Source organism: Roseinatronobacter sp. S2 (assembly GCF_029581395.1).
In the GTDB taxonomy this organism is placed as follows: Bacteria; Pseudomonadota; Alphaproteobacteria; order Rhodobacterales; family Rhodobacteraceae; genus Roseinatronobacter.
In genome coordinates this window covers 30,761-53,886 of sequence record NZ_CP121117.1, presented here as the reverse complement: position 1 = coordinate 53,886, position 23,126 = coordinate 30,761, and the positions used below count along the sequence as shown (strand labels likewise).

24 protein-coding genes and 2 pseudogenes are annotated in these 23,126 nt (G+C 55.8%); 12 read left to right on the top strand and 14 right to left on the bottom strand.

Going from position 1 to position 23,126, the window contains the following annotated elements:
• Positions 1-2 precede the first annotated feature (2 nt).
• Positions 3-1,640 (bottom strand): cytochrome-c oxidase, cbb3-type subunit I, encoded by a 1,638-nt coding sequence (gene ccoN / locus P8S53_RS20510; RefSeq protein WP_277807545.1) that lies wholly within the window; start codon positions 1,638-1,640, stop codon positions 3-5.
• 22 nt (positions 1,641-1,662) lie between these two features.
• Positions 1,663-2,076: an Rrf2 family transcriptional regulator gene (locus P8S53_RS20505; RefSeq protein ID WP_277807511.1), complete on the bottom strand. Its 414-nt coding sequence runs from the start codon at positions 2,074-2,076 to the stop codon at positions 1,663-1,665.
• A 111-nt stretch (positions 2,077-2,187) separates the two neighbouring features.
• Here P8S53_RS20505 and P8S53_RS20500 point away from each other — a divergent pair, with 111 nt between their 5' ends.
• From P8S53_RS20500 to P8S53_RS20475, 6 genes are all read left to right on the top strand, one after another.
• The gene (locus P8S53_RS20500; protein WP_277807510.1) at positions 2,188-2,559 is read left to right on the top strand and encodes a hypothetical protein; all 372 of its coding nucleotides are present in this window, start codon (positions 2,188-2,190) and stop codon (positions 2,557-2,559) included.
• An 8-nt stretch (positions 2,560-2,567) separates the two neighbouring features.
• Entirely contained in the window at positions 2,568-3,038 is a 471-nt protein-coding gene (locus P8S53_RS20495; protein ID WP_277807509.1) for a group III truncated hemoglobin, read from the top strand.
• Positions 3,035-3,163 (top strand): hypothetical protein, encoded by a 129-nt coding sequence (locus P8S53_RS20490; RefSeq protein WP_277807508.1) that lies wholly within the window; start codon positions 3,035-3,037, stop codon positions 3,161-3,163. Before P8S53_RS20495 ends, P8S53_RS20490 begins: the two co-directional genes overlap by 4 nt.
• 34 nt (positions 3,164-3,197) lie before the next feature.
• Positions 3,198-3,863 (top strand): 5-formyltetrahydrofolate cyclo-ligase, encoded by a 666-nt coding sequence (locus P8S53_RS20485; protein WP_277807507.1) that lies wholly within the window; start codon positions 3,198-3,200, stop codon positions 3,861-3,863.
• 11 nt (positions 3,864-3,874) lie between these two features.
• Entirely contained in the window at positions 3,875-4,453 is a 579-nt protein-coding gene (locus tag P8S53_RS20480; RefSeq protein ID WP_277807506.1) for a hypothetical protein, read from the top strand.
• 188 nt (positions 4,454-4,641) lie between these two features.
• Positions 4,642-5,730 (top strand): HPP family protein, encoded by a 1,089-nt coding sequence (locus P8S53_RS20475; RefSeq protein ID WP_277807505.1) that lies wholly within the window; start codon positions 4,642-4,644, stop codon positions 5,728-5,730.
• Between the two features lie 645 nt (positions 5,731-6,375).
• Here the strand turns inward: P8S53_RS20475 and P8S53_RS20470 are convergent.
• The 7 genes from P8S53_RS20470 to P8S53_RS20440 form a co-directional block, all read right to left on the bottom strand.
• Complete coding sequence (locus tag P8S53_RS20470) at positions 6,376-6,507, bottom strand: hypothetical protein (protein WP_277807504.1); 132 nt, start codon at positions 6,505-6,507, stop codon at positions 6,376-6,378.
• 998 nt (positions 6,508-7,505) lie between these two features.
• Positions 7,506-8,492, bottom strand: a complete 987-nt coding sequence (locus tag P8S53_RS20465) for a mechanosensitive ion channel family protein (protein WP_277807503.1) — start codon at positions 8,490-8,492, stop codon at positions 7,506-7,508.
• A 155-nt stretch (positions 8,493-8,647) separates the two neighbouring features.
• Positions 8,648-9,166, bottom strand: a complete 519-nt coding sequence (gene rnk / locus P8S53_RS20460; protein WP_277807502.1) for a nucleoside diphosphate kinase regulator — start codon at positions 9,164-9,166, stop codon at positions 8,648-8,650.
• Between the two features lie 33 nt (positions 9,167-9,199).
• Positions 9,200-9,727: a hypothetical protein gene (locus P8S53_RS20455; RefSeq protein WP_277807501.1), complete on the bottom strand. Its 528-nt coding sequence runs from the start codon at positions 9,725-9,727 to the stop codon at positions 9,200-9,202.
• Positions 9,728-10,126: 399 nt separating this feature from the next.
• Positions 10,127-10,534, bottom strand: coding sequence for a nucleoside diphosphate kinase regulator (rnk, locus tag P8S53_RS20450; RefSeq protein ID WP_277807500.1), 408 nt, complete (start codon positions 10,532-10,534; stop codon positions 10,127-10,129).
• A 175-nt stretch (positions 10,535-10,709) separates the two neighbouring features.
• Positions 10,710-10,841: a hypothetical protein gene (locus tag P8S53_RS21490; protein ID WP_373418572.1), complete on the bottom strand. Its 132-nt coding sequence runs from the start codon at positions 10,839-10,841 to the stop codon at positions 10,710-10,712.
• A gap of 647 nt (positions 10,842-11,488) precedes the next feature.
• Positions 11,489-11,737, bottom strand: a complete 249-nt coding sequence (locus tag P8S53_RS20440) for a hypothetical protein (RefSeq protein ID WP_277807498.1) — start codon at positions 11,735-11,737, stop codon at positions 11,489-11,491.
• Positions 11,738-11,898: 161 nt separating this feature from the next.
• On the opposite strand from P8S53_RS20440, the pseudogene P8S53_RS20435 reads away from it, so the two are divergent.
• Together P8S53_RS20435 and P8S53_RS20430 are read left to right on the top strand one after the other, a co-directional pair.
• Positions 11,899-12,868, top strand: a pseudogene (locus P8S53_RS20435) (IS5 family transposase).
• A 173-nt stretch (positions 12,869-13,041) separates the two neighbouring features.
• Entirely contained in the window at positions 13,042-14,346 is a 1,305-nt protein-coding gene (locus tag P8S53_RS20430) for a D-amino acid dehydrogenase (RefSeq protein WP_277807497.1), read from the top strand.
• Between the two features lie 243 nt (positions 14,347-14,589).
• Here P8S53_RS20430 and P8S53_RS20425 read toward each other — a convergent pair whose 3' ends face one another.
• Complete coding sequence (locus P8S53_RS20425; RefSeq protein WP_277807496.1) at positions 14,590-15,021, bottom strand: IS5 family transposase; 432 nt, start codon at positions 15,019-15,021, stop codon at positions 14,590-14,592.
• Between the two features lie 1,190 nt (positions 15,022-16,211).
• Between P8S53_RS20425 and rnk (P8S53_RS20420) the strand changes: the two genes are divergently transcribed.
• A complete protein-coding gene (gene rnk / locus P8S53_RS20420; protein WP_277807495.1) occupies positions 16,212-16,628 on the top strand; it encodes a nucleoside diphosphate kinase regulator in 417 nt (138 codons plus the stop codon).
• Positions 16,629-16,729: 101 nt separating this feature from the next.
• Complete coding sequence (locus tag P8S53_RS20415; RefSeq protein WP_277807494.1) at positions 16,730-17,464, top strand: pseudouridine synthase; 735 nt, start codon at positions 16,730-16,732, stop codon at positions 17,462-17,464.
• A 15-nt stretch (positions 17,465-17,479) separates the two neighbouring features.
• Here the strand turns inward: P8S53_RS20415 and gdhA are convergent, their stop codons facing one another.
• Complete coding sequence (gene gdhA, locus P8S53_RS20410) at positions 17,480-18,835, bottom strand: NADP-specific glutamate dehydrogenase (protein WP_277807493.1); 1,356 nt, start codon at positions 18,833-18,835, stop codon at positions 17,480-17,482.
• Positions 18,836-19,453: 618 nt separating this feature from the next.
• Between gdhA and P8S53_RS20405 the strand changes: the two are divergent.
• Together P8S53_RS20405 and P8S53_RS20400 are read left to right on the top strand one after the other, a co-directional pair.
• Positions 19,454-20,219 (top strand): annotated as a pseudogene (locus tag P8S53_RS20405) (IS5 family transposase).
• A 77-nt stretch (positions 20,220-20,296) separates the two neighbouring features.
• The gene (locus tag P8S53_RS20400; protein WP_277807492.1) at positions 20,297-20,629 is read left to right on the top strand and encodes a hypothetical protein; all 333 of its coding nucleotides are present in this window, start codon (positions 20,297-20,299) and stop codon (positions 20,627-20,629) included.
• Between the two features lie 56 nt (positions 20,630-20,685).
• On the opposite strand, the gene P8S53_RS20395 is transcribed toward P8S53_RS20400, so the two are convergent.
• The 3 genes from P8S53_RS20395 to P8S53_RS20385 all read right to left on the bottom strand — a co-directional run bounded on the left by P8S53_RS20395 (position 20,686) and on the right by P8S53_RS20385 (position 22,899).
• Positions 20,686-21,366 carry a helix-turn-helix domain-containing protein gene (locus tag P8S53_RS20395; RefSeq protein ID WP_277807491.1) on the bottom strand — a complete coding sequence of 227 codons (681 nt, stop codon included), beginning with the start codon at positions 21,364-21,366 and terminating at the stop codon, positions 20,686-20,688.
• 266 nt (positions 21,367-21,632) lie between these two features.
• Positions 21,633-22,292, bottom strand: coding sequence for a hypothetical protein (locus tag P8S53_RS20390; protein WP_277807490.1), 660 nt, complete (start codon positions 22,290-22,292; stop codon positions 21,633-21,635).
• A 79-nt stretch (positions 22,293-22,371) separates the two neighbouring features.
• On the bottom strand, positions 22,372-22,899 hold the full coding sequence (locus tag P8S53_RS20385; RefSeq protein WP_277807489.1) for a hypothetical protein: 528 nt from the start codon (positions 22,897-22,899) through the stop codon (positions 22,372-22,374).
• Positions 22,900-23,126: the final 227 nt, after the last annotated feature.

The window sequence follows — 23,126 nt, the reverse complement described above, 5'->3', positions numbered from 1 at the left end:
CTTCACTCCGCCGCCTGTGCAGCTGTCAGGGGACGGTCTGACGCGTCAGTGACAGTGCCGTCGGCGCGCATTGTGGCGCGACAGTTCAGCGCGCACAGGATGGCGCCGACCAGAAACAGCCCACCGCCCAAGGTGCGAAGAGCATAATAGGGCAACATCGCTTCCATCGATTCGAGGAAACTGTAGGCCAGCCCGCCGCCATCATCATAAGCACGCCACATCAGCCCCTGAACGATGCCCGCATTCCACAGAGAGATCACGTAGATCAGCGTTCCCGACACAGCGAGCCAGAAATGCCACTCCACTGCCTTGGGCCAGGCCATTGTCTCGCGACCATAAAGCTTCGGGACGAGGGTATAGAGCGCACCAAAGACGATCATTGCAACCCAGCCCAATGTGCCTGAATGCACATGTCCGACGGTCCAGTCCGTGTAATGCGACAGGGAATTGACCGGGCGGATGGCCATGAATGACCCCTCGAAAGTCACCAGTCCGTAGAACACTGCGGCCACGAACATGAAGCGCAGCGTCGCATCATCGCGCACCTTGTGCCAGGCACCGTTCAGCGTCAGGATCGCGTTCCCCGCCGAGGCCCAGCTTGGCACCAGCAGCATGACCGAAAACGTCATCCCCAGCGTCTGCACCCAGTAGGGCAGCGCGGTGTAATGCAGATGGTGCGAACCCGCCCACATGTAGAAGAACACGATCCCCCAGAAACTGACGATCGATAGCCGGTAGGACCAGATCGGCCGCCCGGCCCGTACTGGCAGGAAATAATAGAGCATGCCCAGAAACCCGGCGGTCAGGAAAAAGGCGACTGCGTTATGCCCGTACCACCACTGGATCATCGCATCCTGCACTCCTGACCAGATCGTATAGCTCTTGCCCGAGTTCCACGTGACCGGAATGGCGAGGTTGTTGACGATGTGCAGCATCGCCACCACGACGATGAAAGCCAGAAACCACCAGTTCGAGACATAGATATGCGGCTCGGCCCGCCGCGCGAGGGTGCGCATGTATAGCACGAAATAGACCACCCAGACGATGAGCAGCAGCAGATCGGCATACCATTCGGGTTCGGCATATTCCTTGGATTGCGTCTGCCCCATCAGGTAGCCGGTTGCGGCCCAAACGCAGAACAGGTTGAACCCTATCAAGACGAACCACGGGCTGAACCCATCGGCCAACCGCGCGCGCGTCGTGCGCTGGACGATATAGAGCGAGGTTGCAATCAGCGCATTGCCGCCAAAGCCGAAGATCACGCCCGAGGTATGGACGGGGCGCAGGCGACCATAACTGGTAGCAGGCCAGAGCGGTGTCGCCTCTGGCCAGTACATCAGCGTCGCAAGCCAGAGCCCCACAGCCATGCCGACCACTGCCCAGATAAGTGTCATGATGACGCCAAACCGGACCGGAGCATCACAATAGCGGGTCAGGCGGCTGAATGGCGGTTCCGGGTGGTCATAGAGCGACCCACTCAGAACGAATACAAGATAGAGCCCGAGGGCCATTGCGATATAGCCATGCACCGCCATGGGCCCCTGGTTTGCAGCCACCGCCATTATCAGCCCGAGAAGACACGTCAGGATAGCAAGAATGATGCCCACCCTGCGCTCGGTGAATGTCAGCGTGCTGGTCATAGCCATACAAATCCATCCTTGTTCATGTGGCGCTAAGCGGCTCCAGCGCGATATCCTGAAGTGTCGATCGGTCGAGATGGGCAAGAAATGCTGCCTCGGCGGCGCGCAGCCGTCCCTTCAGGCGACAATGGCCATCAAGGGTGCAGGCCCCGCCTTCTCCGAAACATTCTACAAGCGGCTGACCCTCTTCCAGCAGGCGCACCACATCTCCCAGACGAATTTCAGACGCCCCTTTGGCCAGGGTCGCGCCACCGCCACTGCCGCGACGCGTCTCGATCAGGCCGCCAGCTGCAAGCCGTTGCATGATCTTGGACAGGTGATTGCGCGACAGGCCGAACTCCTCGGCCAGTTCGGCCGTAGAGAAGGCGCGATCCGGGGCGCTTCCCATGCGCATCAGCATGCGCAGGCCATAATCAGTGAAAAAGGTCAGACGCATTGCTGATAGTTCTCGAATCTAAATAGGTATTTACAATTCCTATTATAAGACTTAACATTAATCAAGGCGTGAAGCTGTCAAAACGCCCGCCGGATAGGAAAGGAACCCGTGATGACCGTGAACCAATCGCGTTGGGGTCTTATGGATGAGTTTCGCCATTACTGGCACGGCGAAGGACCGCTCTGGAAACTCTACTGGATCTACGGCGTGCTGTTCAGCACGATCGGCGGAGCCTTTATACTTGGAGCAGTGCTGCAACGCGCGCTACCCGTGCCGCTGTTGATTCTGGTGCTGGGCCTTGCGCTGATCTACACTGCCTACATCCAGATCAGCGTCTGGCGCAGCGCGTTCAACATCGAAAGCGACCCGTTTGGCGTCGAACGTGACGCCTGGGGATGGATTGCGCGCGTGCTGACTGTCGGCTGGGCACTGAATGCCGCTGGCGGCTCGCTGATGCTGCTGCAGTTCGCACTCGGATACTGAGGGTCCGAATGGCAAAGCCACAAAATCTTCACCTGACGCACTCTGTGCGCCCCGATCACACTGCACGGCTGATGGAGGAGACCGGCCTTGACGACCGCGTGTTGCATGATCTTGTCCATGCCTTCTATGCAAGGATCCGTCTGGATCCGGTCTTGGGCCCAATCTTCGCGGATCGAATCATCGACTGGACCCCGCATTTGGACCGCATGGTGGCTTTCTGGTCTTCTGTGGCGCTGATGACAGGTCGCTATCGTGGTCGCCCGGTGCCCGCGCACACGCCGTTGCCCATTCAGGCCGCGCATTTCGATCGATGGCTGGCCCTGTTCCGGGAAACGGCGCACACGACCTGCACGCCCGAAGGCGCGGCACATGTGATCGAACGCGCCGAGCGCATCGCTCGCTCGCTCCACATCGCGGTGCAGCAGGCGCAAGCCGACACTGTTTCAGTTCCCGTCCTGCGCCAAAGGGATACGCCATGACCGACGCGACCCCAACGCATGATCTCGCCGCCCTGCATCAGATCATAGACGTGGCAGCACCTTTTTCAGCGAGGCACCGTTCCATCACCGACTGGCAACGAAAGGTGTATCATGTCAAGGACTGACCCGCCCTTGGGGCGTTACGCGTCGTCCCCGTGCATGGCGAGCGAGATCGCACCCGACTATTTCGACCCGCTGGGCGTCGACCCCGAGCAGGCGCGCGACGTTGCACGCTGGCGCCGGGCCGAGCGGATGAGACTGTGCGCCCTGCGCAAGGCGCTGAGCGTCGAGGCACGCGTTGCCATTGAAGCCACGTTGTCCATGCACTTAAAAGACCTTCTCGCGGCGCGTTTCAGCGACATGCGCAACCGCCTGTTCTCGGCCTACTGGCCGATCAAAGGCGAACCCGACCTGCGCCCCCTGATGGCTGATCTGCATGCAGCGGGCGTAAGGGTCGCGCTGCCTCTGGTCGAGATGAAACATGCTCCGCTCGTCTTCCGCCGCTGGACGCCCGAGACGCGCATGGTGCGGGGCGACTGGAACATTCCCGTCCCACCGCAAGAGGCGGAAGTGGTGACGCCGGATGTGGCACTTGCCCCGCTTGTTGGCTGGGACCGCGATTGCTATCGACTAGGATATGGCGGAGGCTACTTTGACCGCACGCTCGCCCATCTGTCACCGCGTCCCTTCATCATCGGCATCGGCCTGCAGGCGGCCGAGCTCGCGACGATCTACCCGCAGCCACACGATATCCGCCTCGACGCAATCATCACTGAGGAAGGCTTGGAAGTCATGCACGGGGCCAAATTTACTGAACAACTATAGGACAGAATGCGATGGCCTTGAAACACACTGAATCTGGCGAGATCGTTGATCTTCGTCCATTCTGGTCCCAGCTCGCGGCCATGCAAACACATGCCATCATGTGCTCATCGCGCTTAAAGACGGAGCGCCCTGTCGTTCGGGCGGGCATCGAGCTCCCCACGCACAGCGTTACCGGTCGGATCACTCTTCAATCCATCCAGGGACATGCCAAGCCTAGTCTGGCAGAAAAGACACGCGACATGCAGTCGGACGACCAGGTCTATCCTGACGGCGATAAACCGCTTTCGATGACAGGTGTACAATTAGCGTCATTGCTTCTGACTTGCCACGTCAAGTACTTACACACAGGCAAGAATCTGCTCCTCGATATGCCCGACGCTACGCCGAAGAGCGCTTGCTCGTGCATCGAAGCAGGTTCAGTGTGTTTTGTCATTCTCCGCCAGTACATGCAAATCGGCATTGCGGGCTTACCTCATCAATTCATGTGCATTCCACGGTTGAAGAACAGTGTCAGCGGCGCTTTCTTAGGTTTGCTCGACATCATGGCCACCCTAATTGGGCCGAGTATTACCAATTGCGAAACAGACTGAAAGATACTCCATCTTCACCCGCTGAGCTGCAATCTGGAGTAGGCGATTCGACGGGTTTCGCACGACCTGTCGTACCATGGCGCTCCAGAAGGGCCCGGGTCCGTCTGCGCCAAGCCCTACGCGCTCTTGGCCCGGCGATGCCACGCCCGACTTGGGGCGAGAGTCTGCGCGCCTCGCTAGGCGCAGGCATGGCACTTACCTTCTCCGGTGCGATCTTGATCGCCCTGAATTCCTGGCTTGGTTCAGCGCATGGATTGTTGCTTATCGCTCCACTCGGGGCAACCGCGTTCCTGATCTTTGCTGTTCCGAACTCCCCGCTGGCGCAGCCATGGTCGGCGGTGGTCGGGAACGGAGTATCTGCCTTCGTAGCTGTCAGCATTCTACACTGGGGTTTGCCACTCGAATTAGCAGCAGGCTTCTCCATTTTAGGGGCTATGGTAGCGATGGCGGCTTTGCGCGCCATGCACCCACCGGGCGCTGCGGTGGCATTGGCAACAGTTTTGACCGATCCGCTCTCCGGAGGGCTTGGCTACAGCTTCGTGGCGGCGCCTGTAATCTTCGATACTGTCCTGTTGGTAACAATAGCCATAATTTATAACCGAACAACGGGTCGGCATTATCCTTTCCGCCAGATGGAGTCTTTAGGTGTCCACTCCACCACTGACCCTACGCCGGAACGGCGCGTGGGTTTAAGCGTGCATGATCTGTCTCTTCTGCTCGACCGATTCAACCTAAGCGCCAATATCGGCGCTGAGGATTTTGGCCGCCTTCTGGCCGCCGCTGAAGCCGAGGCCGCACGACGTCACTTCGAAGGCATGACTTGCGGCGCAGTCATGTCGCGTGATCTGATCACGGTCACACCCGATACCCCTGTCGGCGTTGTTGCAGAACTTTTTCGTAGGCACAGCTTCAAAACCTTGCCCGTCGTGGATGACGGCAGCGTCCCGCGTGGCATCATCACCCAGAATGACCTGATTCAGCGCGCGCGTCTCGACTCGATGGTTGGTGGCATGGGTTTCGCGGCAGCTTTGACACGCATTGCGCGCGTGGGGCGTGGCCGGCATCTCCGCGCCTGCGACATTATGACTGCTGACATGCGGACCGTCGGTCCAACTGACAGCATCAGTATCCTGGTCCAGATGCTGGCTGATGATGGTGTACAAGCGGCCCCTGTCGTGGAGGGCCTGCGCCTCGTCGGTATAGTGACACGGTCGGACCTGATCGCAGCTCTGGCATGCCAAACGCTTCTTGCAGGCACCCTATCGAAGGATGAGTGATCTCTATCTTGGGTTGCATTGAAGTTCACTACCAGTTTCAATAGCGAAGGAAGTCGCCATAGCCCTTTCCGTGCAAGCATTGCTCCGGCCACGTTTGTTTCGTTGAAGTCCTTTGCGTTTAACCTGTGGTTCGACATGCGCCGCGAATTCACTATTTCTGATCCGATCACATTTCGTGGCACCCTGCAATACACGGCGCAGATTGTCGGCTACTGAGATGACAACTTCGACCTGTAGATTAGACATACATCAAGACTATACTGACGAATGTTCACGTGCGCTATTTCAACCGGCCGTATATTTTATTACACACTTTATCAGGCTACTTCTCAGTCGAAGGCTTAGAAAATCACGGGGAGAATTAGAAAAGACTCAGACGAGTGGGAGACTATCCCAGATGAGGCACTCTCAGACGATGGTTTTTCCGCAGGTATGACGCCCAACACTGATGTCGGACTCGCGCTCACCTGCGGCGCTACCCGTGACTTCCTCTTTTCCCGGGTTTCAGGCTACGCAAACGACCCCGACTATTTCGGAGGTCGAGAATCAAATTACTTGCACAAAACCTTCTGAGAAAAGACGGAGGCATCTCCGGGTGGGTTGTTTTCTGAATAGTCAGCCCGGAGATGCCGCCGAGTTGATAAATTATTTAGGCTTTATTTTCAATTCCTTCACGACAACGGTGTTCTTCATGCTTGGTTTGGCTGCGATCACTTTTTCTACTACTTTTTTCGGCTTTTTTTCGTCTCGCCGTCGTTTTGTCATACCCTTAGCCATAGCTTGTTTCCTTTCTACTACTGGCCTTAATGAACAGCCTCTCTACTATACTTGTTTATTTCAGGAAGGCCATAGTACTTTGCAATCTACTTGGAGGCTTTTAGAAATTCCTTAATTACGGAACTGGAATTTACAACCAAAACAATCTCCGTAAATTGCAACAATAAGATACAATTTAAGTTCGGCACGTCGAACTAGCGACTTGATTGGCGCCAAATGTGACATATCTCCACGCAGATTATATGCTACACGCCAGTTAGAAAACTGTTGAAGCATTTAATGTCTGATACGCTGCCTGACTTAGGTATTAAGTGGATAAGGAATGTACCGAATTTTTCGGTTAGTAGAAAGGCCGCGCCGATGTGGCAGAGTATAATCCAACGGTGCATGGTTACTCATCCCACCCGTTGTGGTGGAAACTGTTTTGCCATGCCTCATCACACCAAACAGCGATGACCTAATCGTTGCCACCAATATGTCAAAGTTGAGCTGAACATGCTTGCTATGGGTGGAATATGAGTATTCTCTCTAGTCGATGATTACTTATTAATCCAGCCAGTTCGAAGGCATCAGCTGAGTTGTACCATGGGTACGTTTCCACAGATTCCACTTTTCCGAGGAAACGCCCATTCATTCTAGATACATTCTAGCGCTCAGCTTAACCCATTGGGAAGGCCAGCACGAGTGCCGAAAATAATAGAACGATCATAATTATTGCTTCCGTTCTTGAGCTTGGCCAATGCCATTTAGCGATCATGCGCCTGTACCGAATTCGCCTTATCATGGTATACTCCCGTTCCAGTTTTTGTTACAGTTTTAAACTCCGGAAGTGGCCCATAGCCAAGTTATTGGCTAAGGTCTCCTCTTCCGGTTCTGTCCATCGATTTCGGGCATCATCGACCTCCTTCGTCGGTGAAATTCATGCGACCTGTCATACGTCGGGATAAGCTGCTGCAGATGACAAGCTAAATTCCGGTCACGAGCCTTGCATTGGTCGATTACTGCTTCGCGCAGCTGGGCTTCATTTTGTCATGGCTTCTAACCGAGCTAATGGCCGGGTCAGCGTGTCGCACAAATGTGCCCTCTTCTTGGCGGGCGCTATCCGCGATGCGATTATCAAGAATTCTAATGCGCTGAACTGGAGGCGAAGTACTTGTCCGGCGTAGCGCCATATCGACTTCATGCCATATTGCATCACGTGCGTCGATTTCATGATCAAATCTCTCAAGCCAATAGCGCATCGCATAATGAATTCCGTCAACCTCAATTGCCTGAATGCGAACGTCAGGAGCGGGTACTTGCTTGATCACGTGCGCGCGCGCCAACGCCGCCTGCAGTATTTCAACACCTTTGCGGGCGGGAACAGCATGATCGAGCGTAATCTCCATTTGGGCCCGAAAATCGGAACGTGGAGCACTGTAGTTGACGATGCGTTGGCGCGAGATTTGACTGTTGGGCAAGATCACATAGGTTGAATCCCGAGTTAGCAGGCGCGTTGTTCGCCACCCAATCTCTACAACCCGACCACGGGCCAATCCTTCGATATGGACCCAATCCGCGATGCGGAAAGGGGCCTCGAGACCAAGCGCAATTCCCGATAGTATATCAGCCACGATATTTCGGACCGCGAAGCCTAGTAACGCCAGTACGATACCAGAGCTTGCAAGTGCGCTACCTGAACTGTGACCCATCAAAAGCATCACACCTGAAAGCGTAGCGACTAGAAACAGAGATCCCGAGATGAGCTCACGTAAAAGCTTTGGCACTGGTCGACTCCGCGGCCGCACTCTGGACAGAATCAAGTCTGCGACCCTGCTGAGAAGCCATGCCATGCCTAAGTAGGCTGCAATCGTGAGAATATTTCTTCCTTGCTCGCCCCATGGGGCGACGCCAATGCGTGCGGTCACATGCGGTTGGAAGGTCACGACGAACGCGAGTACAGTGAGAAACAAGATGGGCGCGATCAACCGCTTCAACAAAGTCATGATAGCCTCTTTTGGTTCTGCGACGTTACAATTTGGACTTCTCGCGTGTTGCCGGATCGATTTTCAGAGTGTTTGGCAGCTCAAACTGATTAGCTGCAATGAACTCGGTTCTGCAGGATGGACACCGCCACGCCGCAGCACGCGGCACAGGCTCGTCACATCTCTGACAAACAGCAGGGATGAATCGGCGGTGCATTGATTATTTCCTTCTTAACTGCAGCTAATACGGTTGACGGGGTTGATGCGTAAATTGCGGCTAAAGCCTTCGCCCTAGTGATGCTTTCAGGCACTATTTCGAGCACAGTCAATGTGCGGGCCTCACCAGATCTGGTCGTCCAGCGGCACGCATTGCCCACCGAGAGACCCAGAAGTGCCACGCCAATTGGCGTCAGGACCGACACAATACCGCGATCTATATCGGCGCGCTCCGGCCAGGTGAGGGTGACCTGCTGGTCGCGTCCAGTGACCATGTCACGGTAACTCAACTCGCTACCGATGGTGACGACGTCTGCAGGCATACGCGCGGGTGAAACCAGCTTGGCTGATGTCAGTTTGTTGACCAGTGGATAGGCCACACCTGGAAATCGTGCGACAGCAACACCAGCAAGCGAGTCCAGGCGCTCTATAAGGGTTGCATCAATAACCACGCGCTCGCGGCGAAGGGAACGTGACATGGGAGCCTCCGGATAAATTGGGACAGCGTCGTATCAGGTTAGCCAGTCGCAGGTATGCGCTTCTGGTGATACTTGCGAATGGACAGCGAGAACTTGCAATTCACCCGCTATTCCATTGGCGTTGATGAGTTTCGCCCGTTGCCCAGCCGACATCCCGATCAATGTAATCCCGAGAAAGGTGCATACAGGCAGGCGATTGCGCGCACGATCAGGATAACCCCAATGGTAGAGCCTGCGCGTCTTTGGTCGATTCTGGTCGAGAAGATAGGTGACCCGAGCTGATCCAGTCACAGTGTCAGGTGTTATCTCGTCGCAGCTTAGAACCGTTGCATCCTCCATCTTGGCCCGAATTAGTCTGGCAAGACGCATGAACATGGCGGCGTCGATGTCTTCGCATCGACGACGATGCTCTTGCAGACACCAATAGTCGCGAGATGTTAGTACCGCGCGGATGGGGCGAAGGTCGGCTATACTGCCTATCCCCCGTTGCTGTGCGCACTGGTCATTCTCTAAAAAACCGCTCCCACTATTCGGGTGCAGAGCATCAAAATATCGACGCATGATAACTCCTCGACGAGCAAGTCTGCCCGTTCATCTGACTTTAGCTCTGAGCAGATTGTCCCCGGGGAAGCTGGCCAAAAATGACCGCTTATGCCCGGGGCCAAAAGCGCGTCAGAAGCGAACCGGAGTAAATCCGGAACCTTGTCAGAGGAGCGAATATCATCATGTCTAAATGATAGGCAATGCTTGATGCGAAGTCAAACCTACTAACCCAAAAACGATTTTCTTTTATCACTGTCGCCATTTTGTCACCAAACCAACCAAGAAAACTTTTCCATGCTCATAGGCAATCATTGTTATCACCTAAAATTTGAATTTATATATTATTAGAGTTGCAAAAAAATAGCGATTTTCTTCATTCGATTGGGCATTAGTTTTTCGTGTTATGATTTAACGGGACTACGCAAGAGAAACTTTTATAATTTCCAATTCGCGTGGTTCATGCGCTCTCATGTGCCATTGGATTACTGCTCCCTCACTAAACCCCAAGAGCGCTAAGCCTGCAGGCGTTAGAACTGATATTCGATTTTGTTCCATATCAGCGTCTTCGGGAAAGACTAATGTTACCGTACGAACTCGATCAGTGGCCATATCACGATAGGTGACCTCACTACCAATTGTTACGACATTCTCGCGGAGCTTCTCTGGAGCGATAAGCTTCGCGCGCGCTATTTCTTCTGTTAACCGCTCCGCCAATTCAGGGGATCGCCTCATCAAAGTAGACGTCATTGCTTCGAGGCGGCTTGCTACAGTTTTATCCAGGAGAATTTTTGGTAAACGCACTTGTGGTGTTGATGCAGGTTTCATTTTCAAGCCTTTCGGTTCATCGATTGTTGTGGGCGCATGTTTTCGTAAAGAGGAAAAAATGGCGTACGATTTCGCTTTTTTCTCTAACCAATTCAGCTATGCATGCGTTGAGAGCTTCCCAATACGTCGCAAAGATCTGCGGAACTGGCTATTTCACGGGACGACACAACAGAATCTATTTTTTGGCTGCGAAAATCTGCATGCGCAATTCAGCATCCGTAAAACGATCTATAACGCACTCTATTTCATTCCTGTGAAGACCGATACTCCGAAGGGTTCGATCATCCAGAGCCGAAAGCGAGGCCATCATCTTCCGTTGCTGCCGTCGTCTAATGCACGTCCGCAGCAACTGTCGCAGCCCGCCACCGCCATCACTCTTGGTCGAAATGTTGTCAGAAGTGTTCCTGACACAACCTTCATTGTGCACTGACATATACTTTCCAATCTTGAAGCCACTGATGTCACGACATCAATAAACGCCAAATGCAGTTTCTAACTGCTTTGGTGTTTTCGTTTGATGCGTTTGAGAAATATCCCCAGGACTTAAAAGCCAATAGGCTTGAGCCGCCTGGGGTTACCGGCGGTTCAGTAGGCTTCCTGAATAATGCAGGAACCTCTTGGAGAAGCTGAACGTAATCATGCTTAATTATATGACAGTTCGCCGACAGGCTTTCAAGCCCATAGTGAAAATACTCCGTGCAAACGCGTAGCGAGACGAATTATGGTTGTTTTTCAGAGCGTTGTTTTAGAAAGGCGTCGAAAAGCGTGGTTTACCCTTTCCCTTTAACCGAGGGAATTGAAGCCGATGCTGTCCAGCTGCAGGCTCTTCTGCCTGCGGCATAAGCTCGATCAGTCTGGCACGAGCCAATCCAGCCCCGCCAGCCGCAATGCTTGCGTGAGCGGCAGTTTGAGCAGCAACTTGACGGTGTTTGTCAAACAAGTTGTCCGCCGATTTCATGCGGTGTCTCTGATTTCAAGGGCGCGGGCTTCGGTTTCAGGGTTGAGCCAGACGGGTCCGGTGGGTTGCCAGTTGCGGGTTTTGCCGGACTCGCGTTCCGGGTATTGTGCCCGTGCATTTGCATAGAGGATGGCACGGTTTGCCAGCATAGCACGATCATGACCAGCATGACGCGCATCTGACGTGTCGAAGTGCATCGCGCTGTGCAGATGCGCGCCATTATACCAGCTGACGAAGGATTTCATCCAGGCTTAGGCGTCGACCTTCGTGGCATAACCTTTGCTCGGCCAGTCCGAGCGATATTCGCAAGTGCGGAACAACGCTTCGGAGGAGGGGGGTGGGCGTTGTTGCAGAACTCTGACGGTTGAGGATTCACATCGCGAATCCATGCGGTTAGACGGGTACCATGAGCAAGCCATCACCCGCCCGCTACCGCACCACGAACTGGTCCAGCTACACGGCTTAGCTACGCAAGCGCGGGTCACTGCTGATCTGGTTGGACAGGGATATGACCTGGCACGCGCCGCCTGACGGCAGCCCTGGAAGGCCTGCTGTGTTCTCCGACGTGGCGATCCAGTTCTGCCTGACCATCAAGGTTCTCTTCAAGCTGCCGTTGCGGCAAACGACTGGGATGGTGGCAAGCCTGATGAAATTAGCGAATCTGTATTGGGCTGTGCCGGACTATACGACACTGTGTCGGCGGCAGAAAACGCTGTCGGTCCAGATCCCCTACCGGCGCGCCGATGGTCCGCTGAACCTGCTGGTTGACAGCACTGGCATCAAGTTCCTGGGCGATGGCGAATGGCAGGCCCGCAAGCACGGCGTTCAGGGCCGACGCCAGTGGCGCAAGGTGCATCTGGCCATGGACACGGCGACTTCGGACATCCGGGCTGTCGAGTTCACACCCAGCAGCGACGGTGACAGCCCCATTCTACCGGAACTGCTGGAGCAGATCCCTCAGGGTGAAGAAATCGGCACGGTGACCGCTGACGGTGCCTATGACACGCGCCGTTGCCACACCGCCATCCTCGACCGGCAGGCCACTCCGATAATACCTATCCGCAGGAATGGGCGTCCGTGGAAAGCGAACTGCCCGGCCGCCATCGCCCGAAACGAAACACTGCGTGCCCCCGGCACTATGGTAGGGCGTTCTGGAAGCGCTGGACCGGATATAACGCCCGCAGCCGTATCGAGGCGAAGATGCCCTCGCCGGTTCGCTTGAACCGGTGGCGCTTCTCCGGCTCGATCTCAAAGCTTTCGGAGAATGCATTGCCGCAAGAGACCCAGACCGCCAGACTACCGAAATCCATATCCGCATAGCCCTGATGAACCGCTTCTCGGCCCTTGGAACGGCTGAGATCGTCCGCGTCGCCTGAGTTCAAAGGGGAAAGGGGAAGTCACGCCTCAGGCGTGAGTTCTGCAACAATGCCTCCTGCATGCAGCATTTTCTTCGAAAGGCCGTGCATGCGCGTAACGCAATAGCAGGAACATTCTCTTCCTGCCGATGTAAAATTCTTCAATAGGTTCTTGGCCAAATTAGGATGAAAAAATGAAGATCGCGGTTTTGGGTTCAGGCGTCATCGGAGTAACCTCGGCATGGTATCTGGCGCAGGCCGGATTTGAGGTCGAAGTGATTGACCGTCAGCCGAGCGTTGCGATGGAAACGTCTTTCGCCAATGCCGGCGAAATCAGTCCCGGATACTCTTCGCCCTGGGCTGCGCCCGGCATCCCCCTGAAGGCGCTTAAATGGATGTTCATGAAACACGCGCCCCTGATCATCCAGCCGAGGATGGACATGGCAAAGTTGCGATGGATGACACAAATGCTCAGCAACTGCTCCAGCGCAGCTTATGCTGTGAACAAAGCGCGTATGGTACGGCTGGCTGAATACTCCCGAGACTGCCTGACCGAGCTGCGAACTTTGACCGGGATCTGCTTTGACGAGCGGCAGCAGGGCACGCTGCAGCTGTTCCGAACCCAGAAACAGCTCGATGCCGCTGGCAAGGATATCGAGGTGCTGCGCGCAGGGGGCGTCGCTTTCGAACTCCTCGATGTGATGGGTTGCCTTGCCGCTGAGCCGGGCCTGCGCGGATCACAGGACCGGATAGTGGGCGGTTTGCGCCTGCCCGGTGACGAAACCGGTGATTGCTTCAAATTCACCCAGGTACTTGCAAGACTGGCCTCCGAACAAGGTGTCATTTTCCGACATGATACGAAGATTACGCAGCTGAACGTGGTCGAAGGTCGTGTGGCCTCGGTCAGCACGACGCAAGGCAGGATCACTGCGGATGCATTTGTGCTTGCTCTCGGCAGCTACTCACCCGCACTGGTTGCGCCGTTGGGTATCCACCTACCTGTCTATCCGGTGAAGGGTTATTCTGTCACGCTGCCCATCGTTGACGAGGCGCGCGCGCCCGTTTCAACGGTTATGGATGAAACCTACAAGATCGCCATCACCCGGCTGGATAGGCGCATCCGTGTTGGCGGCATGGCTGAGCTTGCAGGGTTCGATCTGACCCTAAACAATAAGAGGAAACACACATTACTGCATTCTGTCCAAGACTTGTTTGGTGGCGCCGGTGATGCAGAAAATGCCGAGTTCTGGACCGGCCTTCGCCCGATGACCCCGGATGGAACGCCTGTCGTGGGGCGCTCGCCAGTGCCTAACCTATTCATGAACACCGGCCACGGCACGCTTGGATGGACAATGGCAGCCGGCTCGGCGAGGATTCTGGCAGATATCATCGCAGGCCGAGCGGCTGAGATTGAGACCACTGGTCTAGGGTTCGAGCGATATCTAGGGCGGACTCGCCGTCCGCAAACCACCGACGGGCTGCGCCCAGCCTTGAGCTGAGGGGGTTGCAGTCATCTGTGCCAGTAGATTTCGAACAAGCATGGTCGCCTCCATCAGTTCAGGGAAAAAGCCCTTATAAAGTCACTGCTCTCTGTGCGAAATCACGCGACGATGGCCGTGCGCATCAGCGTGGTCGATATCTTCCCGCCGTCAGACATTCGCAACGGGCCATGTGTCCTTTTTGGCGACAATCGAGCAAGGCTATTTTGCAAGATCAGAGCAGATTTTAGGGGCTGTTGGCGTTCATCTGAGTTGAATGATCGATTCTGCCAGTGAGATGAACGCCTTGAAGCTCTGGTCGGTCTTGCACGAGCGCATAGCGATACCTCTGTTTTCCTTGAGTCTTCCGAAATAGTTTTCAATCAGATGCCGCCATTTGTATGTTTTCTTGTCGAACTCTGCAGGAAAGCGTCGGTTGGATTTTGGTGGAATGACCGGGGTGATGCTCCGTTTGGCCAGCGTGGTTCGCAGCCAATCGGCATCGAAGGCGCAATCAGCGAGCAGGTGATCTGCAGCGAGGTCGTCGATCAATGCCGGCACTCCTCGTAGATCGTGCGCTTGCCCCGGCAGCAGGCGGAAATCGACAAGGTTACCAAGCGCGTCGGTCAGGGCCAGGATTTTGGTCGTTATGTCACCGCGCGAACGGCCTATGGCCTGGCTCTGAGCCCCCTTCATATGATGAGCTTAGCGTCAAGTGTTGAGTGACAGCATTTGCAGCCTTTCTCACTTTGATGACGGTGTCCAGTTGCGCCCATTCCCAGTACCGGCAGGCCAAGCCTCACCTGTACCACCTCATATCCGGTCGCCGCTCAGGACGGCTGCACCATAATCCCGCATTCAGGGGTGGGCTCAGGAGAACGGAACCATTCTTTTGAACGGCGATTGAAGCCATAGGGGACTTCGGTCCGTTCGTCTGGATCCGTCAGGGCTGCTCAGGCCCGGAGGATTGGGTTGATCTGTGGTGATGTGCTCAGTGTCAGGCCTTGGTCACAACAGCTCCATCGATCACCACGCCGCTGGTCACATACTTCCACAAGGTGACGAGTAGTTTGCGCGCCAGCGCCACTGATCTGCCAGAAAGCATGAAGAATGTCGATGCACGGCATCTGTCGGGCCGCCGACAGGTCGGCGCCGAAATCAATCCGATTGACATAACCGATTTGACAACCTACCTCTAGAAACATGTTGAAGCATGTAGACCAGCATCGTTTTCTTCTGCTTAACCGCCCGTTTCCCCGGGCGGTATAGACGCGTTTGCGCCTGCTGCACCCCCGGGGCCTCCTCAAGTTTCGATGACGAGCACGCGGCCGCGGTTACCAAGGTGACTACATGTCTAACACCCACGAACACTGGTATTCCAATATTGTGAGTCTGCCTAACGGTCGCAGAGGGCCACGCGAACGCTTGCCGATTCCAGAAACTGATTACCACAGGCTTAACGAATATCAGGCGTATTGCGGTGGGTCACTCCAACCCGGCTCGCTCTTGCTTTCATATGTTATAAGGCACAAGTTGATGAGACTGAAACCAGTCAAAAAACTCGACTCAGAGGAAATGGTAACTATTGGCCGCCAATTCCGATACGCTATTGACCAAGGTTCAGACCAGGACGGCCTACTCGTTCATCAAGCTCGATGGGGGCACGGTACGGGGGTCATACCTGCGTATTCGATCTTGGGCGTAACACTCATTGGGATGCAGGCCGGCCAACGAGCGCCTTTGCTGTGCGAAAACGGGTCTGTTCGAACCATCACGGTTTCGCACGTGATCCAAGCAATCTGACATCTCCGGACAGACATGGCCCAAGCCAAAGGGCCTTCCTTCATCCCGCGCATCAGCATTTCTTCTCATAAGGAGCGGCCACCATGGCACCGCAAAAGCTTACCAACCCGCAGAATCGTCGGTTACGCAATCCGAAAATAATCATTGATGCGGATGATCTAGCCCACCTGGAAGCGTTGGCAGAAGGCGCGTTGGTGCGCAATGCCGACTTGGCCAACCGTTTGTTAGAAGAGCTAGGTCGAGCAAAGGTTCTGCCTGCGGCGGAAATGCCGGCAAATGTGGTCAAAATCGGAAATATGGTCACGTACCGAGATGAATCCTCTGGGCAGGAAAGAACTGTGATGCTGGTCTATCCGGAAGACGCAGATATCGCGCAAGGCAAGGTTTCCATCATGACGCCGATCGGCGTGGCGCTTCTTGGCTTGACCGAGGGCTCATCGTTCCATTGGGACACCCGCGCGGCACAGCGCAGAACGTTGACGGTCACATCAGTCTCATAACAACTTCGAGTGGGCCGGATTTTGACCGGCCCTCTGCCATTCACCGCGGTGAAGATGCAGGCCTCTCCGCAGAAGGCTATGATGAACAAGGAAAATTGAAAATGTCCAACGCGTGCACCATTCGTGTCGACAAACTTCTGTCTTCGATGGGCTATGGCACACGCAAGCAGATCGTGCAGCTGGCACGATCTGGTAGAATTATCTTTGATCAGGGCGAGGTTCTTGACGCTACCGTGCGTATCCCATTCAGTGCTGATTTGCCGCGTCGCTTAATGGTCGAGGGCAGGCCCCTTGACCCGCTTTCCGGAATGGTCATTATGATGAATAAGCCTGTGGGCATGACCTGTTCGCATAAGGAGGCTGGCGCGCTTATCTATGACATATTGCCGACGCGCTGGCGGCGCCGGACGCCCGCAATTTCAACCATTGGACGCTTGGACAAACAAACGTCGGGCCTTTTACTGCTAACCGATGACGGTACCCTGCTGCACCGTATCAGCAGCCCTAGAAGCCAAGTCAGAAAAATCTACCGCGCAAGACTGGCCCGTCCACTCAGCGGGACAGAAATCGCGCTGTTCGCATCGGGCACACTTACTCTCAAGGGCGAAGGCACACCACTGGCCCCGGCGGTGCTAGAAGAAATCTCGGAAACAGACGCCTTGATTACAGTGACCGAAGGTCGATACCATCAGGTCCGCCGCATGTTTGCAGCCGCGGGGAACTTCGTCGAAGAGCTGCAGCGCGAACGTTTGGGCGATCTCTGTTTGCCCGACGACTTTGCCCCCGGTCAGTGGAAACTGCTCAGTAAGAAAGAGATCGCCCTCGTCTTTCAGTAATCCGTCAGATTCGGCTCAGATCACCCCAAGCATGCGCATCGCTTCGGCAACTCGTACGAAACCTGCGATGTTTGCTCCCAAAACGTAGTCTCCTGGAGCGCCATATTCATCGGCGGTTTCAGCACATCGATCGTGGATGCTCTTCATGATCTGTGCCAATCGCTGTTCGGTCTGTTCAAAGCTCCAGCGATCACGGCTTGCGTTTTGCTGCATTTCCAATGCTGAGGTTGCGACACCCCCCGCATTCGCGGCCTTACCGGGCCCGAACATAATGCCGGCCTCTCGCAGGATGCGGATTGCCTCAGGAGTGCAGGGCATGTTCGCGCCTTCGCTGACCGCCATCACGCCGTTTTTAACCAATGCCTTCGCATCTTTGCCCGTAAGCTCGTTCTGAGTGGCAGACGGCATCGCCACGTCACAAGGCAGGTCCCAGACAGATCCTTTTCCAGCAGGTACAAAGTGGACCCCGTCCCCACGCAACCTTGCATATTCTGAAATGCGCTTGCGGCGAACTGTCTTGACCTCTTGTAGCAGGGCAAGGTCAATCCCGGCTTCATCTGTAATGTAGCCGCTGGAATCCGAACAAGCGATGACCATGCCTCCAAAGCTTTGCACCTTTTCGATGGTATGGATGGCAACATTTCCTGCACCAGAAACAACCACGCGCTTACCGTCGAAATCAGTCTGGCGCGTTTCAAGCATCGCCTTGGTGAAATAGGTATTGCCGAAACCCGTTGCCTCGGTCCTGGCGCGTGATCCACCGTAGGCAATAGCTTTACCGGTAAATACCCCTGATTCATAACGGTTTGTCAGGCGCTTGTACTGCCCGAACATGTACCCGATCTCGCGCCCGCCCACACCGATATCGCCGGCCGGAACATCGGTCTGCTCACCCAGATGACGGTGCAGTTCGATCATGAGCGATTGGCAGAAGCGCATGATTTCGCCATCGGATTTGTCCTTGGGATCGAAATCCGTACCGCCTTTACCGCCACCGATTGGCAACCCGGTTAGCGCATTTTTGAAGATTTGTTCGAAGCCCAGGAATTTGATGATCCCCAAGTTGACCGACGGGTGGAATCGCATCCCACCCTTATAGGGGCCGAGGGCCGAGTTGAATTGGACGCGAAACCCGCGATTGATTTGAACATTGCCATGATCGTCTACCCATGGAATTCGGAAGATGATCTGGCGCTCGGGTTCGCAGATGCGCTCGATGAGAGCTTGCTCAAGATAATTAGGGTGCTTCGCTACGACGCGCCCAAGACTTTCCATCACCTCATGGACGGCTTGGTGAAATTCCGGCTCGCCGGCATTTCGTCGCATGACTTCGGCAAAGATAGGTTGCAGCTTTTCGTCGATGTTGTTCATTTGCGTCGTCGCCCTACGGGGGAGTGTTGGCTTTGTGCGCAAAATATATGCATCAGCAACAGAGATGCGCACTTTTTAATCCAGCTATTTGATCCTCAAGCGCAGCGCAAGCAGAACTTGGACAGGATAGATTGAGCTTTTGGGGCTGCGAGCTGATGGTCACAAACTAGGTAGCTTTGATCCCGACACCAATGACAAGGAGTCTCGGCTTGTGTCAGAGGGGCCCAAATCATGGCAAAGACGCTATATGTTTGCGTCACCCATAGCTGTTGGATCGCAAAGATGCCAGACGCGCAGGCATTTGATAGCGAGCGCAATGTCTGAGTGCGACCGTGACGCTCGACCGCCATGTGACCTCAAGATTGCGCCATAGCATACCATGCAGACGACCGTCTCACCGGGTCCGCAAGACCACATATAAGCCGCCATCATGAACAATCGCTATCATTCGTGTTGTTACGCCCTGCGAGATGCCCTAAGAGGCTGATCGGAATGAGTTGAGTGAATTCAGTAGGTTGTGATTCTGTTCGGTTGCAAAGCTGAACAGAGATCAAGATGGCCTAGACCGAACTCACTCGCCCGCAGCATACGCGCAAGGCGAAGCGCTATCCAAGTGATTTGACGCCAGAAGAATGGTTGGTGGTTCGCCCGCTGCTGCCCACCCGCAATCGCCTTGGTCGGCCGCGACAGGTGAAGTTGCGCCAGGTATGGAACGCGATCCAGTATATCCCGGCTTCGGGATGCGCATGGTCACTCCTGCCGAAGGATTTTCCGCCAGTCTCAACTGTGCGCTACTATTTCTACCGCTGGCGCGACGATGGCTTGCTTGCCGAGATCAACCGCCACCTGGTTTTGGCGGCGCGCCTGGTGGCAGGACGGGACGTGCAGCCAACAGCGGGTGTGATCGACAGTCAGAGTGTTAAAACCTCTGAAAATACTTCATTTTCCGGCAGCCTATGACGCGGGCAAGCGGATCAAGGGTCGAAAGCGTCACATCATCACCGATACCTGCGGAAACCTGATCGCGTGCAAAGTCCACACGGCCAACATTCAGGATCGTGAAGGTGCGCCCGGGGTCTTCGCCAAGCTTCGCCGCGAGGCCCCGAAACTGCGCCATATGTTCGCGGATGGCGGTTGTGCCGGACCAAAACTGCGCGGCGTCCTTGTCGATCTCGGGCGCTGGACACTGCAGATCGTCAAGCGCTCCGACACCGCCAAGGGCTTCGAGGTGCCGCCACGCAGATGGGTGGTCGAGCGCACCTTCGCCTGGCTCGGTCGTTGCCGTCGCCTAGCACATGATTGGGAGAAATCCATCGAGAGCGCAGAGGCGTGGTTGCTCATCGCCCATATCCGGCGCATGGCGCGCCTACTTGCAAGAGGCTGAAATCGTTCAATCCATTTTGAATCGGACTCTAAGGCCCGTCGCAGAAACGTTGTGTACGGAGCATGAAAGGGTCCGAGATGATAGAGGCGTGCGATGACCAGCCCAATGTGGTAACCGAGGAACTGCTGCGTGGTTTTCTGGCGAATGGATATTTACTGGAGGTGGTCTGCACCCAAACCGCCGAGAAGCGACACAACACATGGTACGGCGTCTGGATGGCGCGCGCTGTGACGGAGGACGGTCGCCATTCCATGCGGCTCGTGACCAGTCGCAGCATTCTCAAGACCCGCGAGTTCAAGACGATTGTCGGTCTTGTGAGTTTCCTGGCTGAAATGGGCTGCACGACAGCCAGCATTCCGCTTGAGGAAGGCGGATGCGAGCGCCATGCGGCCCCTGGCCAGCTTGCGTAAGCGCGCGCTATTCACGACCGCGAACTGAGGCGCCCCGCGTTACCTGCCCATACCTCTCACGCTACCGGCCGCGCGGCCTTGCAGAAATTCACCCATCGGCTTTTGACGGATGGATGATCAAAACTGACTGCATAGCGGGCGAGATTGCTGCGGAATTTCTCGGCAATGCGGTTCATGCAGGGCCGCGATCTCCCGCTGGGGAGGTGGTTGCGGGCCAGATCGGCCCAGAAGGTGTCATAGGTGATGGTGCCAGAGGCCGGAAATGGCGGGGCGCTCTTCTGATCTTGAATATTTTCAGGGGTAATTGATTTATCTTGGAAATCTTTCTTCTTGGGCGGACAGGGGCTGTCCGGGGTGGCTTGCAGCTTGCGCTTGAACCAGTTGCAGAAGCCTTTGAGCCGCACACGGTTCAGCAGGTTCTTGTAACGATGATGCGGATTTTTGCGGTATTCGCGGGCGATGAGGCCGAGGGCTTCGAGATCGGCCAACCAGCGCCGGATCGAGCGCACGGTGACGCTGAACCTCTCCGCCAATGCGGCGTTCGACAAGGGCCGCGTCTGAAACGCGCGCCCGGCCGAGAAATCATAGCGCTGCTGCTCGAGAAACCCCAGAAGGTCGATCAGGACCGAGACTTGCGCCCGGCTGACATGGGAGGTGAGCAGTGGGCGCACAACCTCCTCGAGATAGCTGCGGAAACTTGCAGATGAAGGTTTGAGCGGCTTGGGGGTCGTGGTCATAGGTCTTGCTTCTTTTGAGAAGCAGGAAACCGGCAATGTGCCATCATTCGCACGAAATGCGTTTTGGTCTTGCAGCTGGGGGGATATCGGCCTACTCAACCTCAGGTTTTAATGGAAGTTACCAAGGGTGGCATCTTGGTGTTGTAAGTCAGGTATCTCCCCCCGTAGGTTTCCTGCGGGGGTTTTTACTTTTTAGATGCTGAGTTGCCTTTTCTGGTTGAGGTATAGGACGCGCGTGGAAGGGACGCTCTGGCGTGCTAGGCGCATCAGTAATTCACGAATTCGGTATGCTTGCGGCCTTCGTGGTCCTCATAACGGATCGCGACCACGGGTCCGTGCCCGCCCAAGAAGCCGCCACCGGGCCAGTTCTCGTAATGGGAGACGCGCCATTCCCAGCAGCCATTATCGGTCTCGCGTGCGCAGACCTGGATCGGCACGCGCCGGATGCGATCAGACTCCGCCAGCCATTCGGGCCCATGACGCAAGCTGGCGCTGACCCAGCGGTGGCTGCCATCTTCCAGATAAACGCCGCGTTGCGTGTGATCGCGCCATGAGTTCGGCGGATCGTCACTGCTCATCGGCGGTGATGTGCGGATATGATAGATCTCGATCGCATCGCGGTAGCCGCGCACCTCATCGGTCAGCCCGTCCGGGCCAAGGCGGATTTCCGGACTGCCCCGGGCAGGTACAAAGCCAGCGGGCAAGCCCAGTGGACAATTCCATAGCTGCAGCGGCGGCGTGACCGGCCAGGGTGTGATGCGCCGGATCATCGTGGCCTTGGCGGCCATGCATTCCGCGCTCGCAGGAAACCCGCCCGCAAGGCAGAGAAGGATCGCACAATCGATCGGATAGGCCTGCGCCTTGGATGCAGGGAGTGCGGTGGCCGTGAGTGCAAGCAACAAGGCCGCCGCGCGAGATGTGAACATGATCAGTCTTCCTGTTCTTGAGTGGGAATGTGACGAAAGTGCCGGGCGCATGTGGCCATGCCGAATGTGCGGGCTGTCCTCATGGCGGTGCGGCGCGCAGCGCCTCGAGAAACGCTTCATATTGCGCTGTGACCTCGGAGGCCTCGCGCCAGGCACGGTCGCGTTCGTCATCAAGGCAGCGGAAATACAGGGTGACTTCCGAGAGGTAGTGTTCGAACTCGTCGCGCAGGAGATCGGCAAATTCCCGCATCAGCCGGGCGTCGCTCGGCAAGAGCGGCGGCGAGAGCGGGAGGCAGAACCCCGCATCGCTCTGAGCCTGGGGCGGGGAGGCGGTCGCGCACAGCATCACCAGTCCAAAACCCGCCCGGATGACCGACCGCCTCGGCCAGCTCCACACGCGAGGCGCGAATCGCCCGCGCCCGAAACCATCGCGGACGACCTGATTCGGGGGTGAGTCGCGGGCGCAAAACCGGCGCGGAGAGCGCCTGCGAAGCGCCATCACAGCCGCGTCCCGCGGGCCCACAAAGCCTGCGAAATGCTGCAGCTGCATTGGTGCGGAAGCCCTGCGAAACAGGCCAGAATACAAGGTAAACACAAATCGTCTCATGGTTGTATTTTCTGGGTTGCCCCTCAAGAACTGGGTGTCTAAACAGCGCGCCAACACAACTAATAGAAGATTGCAGAAATCACCTCATCGACTATAGCGTGCATCGAATGCCCGCCTGCCTATGTCGGAGGAGCGATTTTTCTGCAAGTGCAAAAGAGGGTATAAGGTATTAGAATACATCGATAATCAGACTGCAGTGCTGCCGTGACAGCGCGGGTTTCGCCTGT

Excerpts from the sequence above, each read along its gene's own strand:
- ccoN (WP_277807545.1), bottom strand. The coding sequence starts at position 1,640 with ATGACCAGCACGCTGACATTCACCGAGCGCAGGGTGGGCATCATTCTT.
- P8S53_RS20505 (WP_277807511.1), bottom strand. The coding sequence starts at position 2,076 with ATGCGTCTGACCTTTTTCACTGATTATGGCCTGCGCATGCTGATGCGC.
- P8S53_RS20500 (WP_277807510.1), top strand. The coding sequence starts at position 2,188 with ATGACCGTGAACCAATCGCGTTGGGGTCTTATGGATGAGTTTCGCCAT.
- P8S53_RS20495 (WP_277807509.1), top strand. The coding sequence starts at position 2,568 with ATGGCAAAGCCACAAAATCTTCACCTGACGCACTCTGTGCGCCCCGAT.
- P8S53_RS20490 (WP_277807508.1), top strand. The coding sequence starts at position 3,035 with ATGACCGACGCGACCCCAACGCATGATCTCGCCGCCCTGCATCAGATC.
- P8S53_RS20485 (WP_277807507.1), top strand. The coding sequence starts at position 3,198 with ATGGCGAGCGAGATCGCACCCGACTATTTCGACCCGCTGGGCGTCGAC.
- P8S53_RS20480 (WP_277807506.1), top strand. The coding sequence starts at position 3,875 with ATGGCCTTGAAACACACTGAATCTGGCGAGATCGTTGATCTTCGTCCA.
- P8S53_RS20475 (WP_277807505.1), top strand. The coding sequence starts at position 4,642 with ATGGCACTTACCTTCTCCGGTGCGATCTTGATCGCCCTGAATTCCTGG.
- P8S53_RS20470 (WP_277807504.1), bottom strand. The coding sequence starts at position 6,507 with ATGGCTAAGGGTATGACAAAACGACGGCGAGACGAAAAAAAGCCGAAA.
- P8S53_RS20465 (WP_277807503.1), bottom strand. The coding sequence starts at position 8,492 with ATGACTTTGTTGAAGCGGTTGATCGCGCCCATCTTGTTTCTCACTGTA.
- rnk (WP_277807502.1), bottom strand. The coding sequence starts at position 9,166 with ATGTCACGTTCCCTTCGCCGCGAGCGCGTGGTTATTGATGCAACCCTT.
- P8S53_RS20455 (WP_277807501.1), bottom strand. The coding sequence starts at position 9,727 with ATGCGTCGATATTTTGATGCTCTGCACCCGAATAGTGGGAGCGGTTTT.
- rnk (WP_277807500.1), bottom strand. The coding sequence starts at position 10,534 with ATGAAACCTGCATCAACACCACAAGTGCGTTTACCAAAAATTCTCCTG.
- P8S53_RS21490 (WP_373418572.1), bottom strand. The coding sequence starts at position 10,841 with ATGGCCTCGCTTTCGGCTCTGGATGATCGAACCCTTCGGAGTATCGGT.
- P8S53_RS20440 (WP_277807498.1), bottom strand. The coding sequence starts at position 11,737 with ATGAAATCCTTCGTCAGCTGGTATAATGGCGCGCATCTGCACAGCGCG.
- P8S53_RS20430 (WP_277807497.1), top strand. The coding sequence starts at position 13,042 with ATGAAGATCGCGGTTTTGGGTTCAGGCGTCATCGGAGTAACCTCGGCA.
- P8S53_RS20425 (WP_277807496.1), bottom strand. The coding sequence starts at position 15,021 with ATGAAGGGGGCTCAGAGCCAGGCCATAGGCCGTTCGCGCGGTGACATA.
- rnk (WP_277807495.1), top strand. The coding sequence starts at position 16,212 with ATGGCACCGCAAAAGCTTACCAACCCGCAGAATCGTCGGTTACGCAAT.
- P8S53_RS20415 (WP_277807494.1), top strand. The coding sequence starts at position 16,730 with ATGTCCAACGCGTGCACCATTCGTGTCGACAAACTTCTGTCTTCGATG.
- gdhA (WP_277807493.1), bottom strand. The coding sequence starts at position 18,835 with ATGAACAACATCGACGAAAAGCTGCAACCTATCTTTGCCGAAGTCATG.
- P8S53_RS20400 (WP_277807492.1), top strand. The coding sequence starts at position 20,297 with ATGATAGAGGCGTGCGATGACCAGCCCAATGTGGTAACCGAGGAACTG.
- P8S53_RS20395 (WP_277807491.1), bottom strand. The coding sequence starts at position 21,366 with ATGACCACGACCCCCAAGCCGCTCAAACCTTCATCTGCAAGTTTCCGC.
- P8S53_RS20390 (WP_277807490.1), bottom strand. The coding sequence starts at position 22,292 with ATGTTCACATCTCGCGCGGCGGCCTTGTTGCTTGCACTCACGGCCACC.
- P8S53_RS20385 (WP_277807489.1), bottom strand. The coding sequence starts at position 22,899 with ATGAGACGATTTGTGTTTACCTTGTATTCTGGCCTGTTTCGCAGGGCT.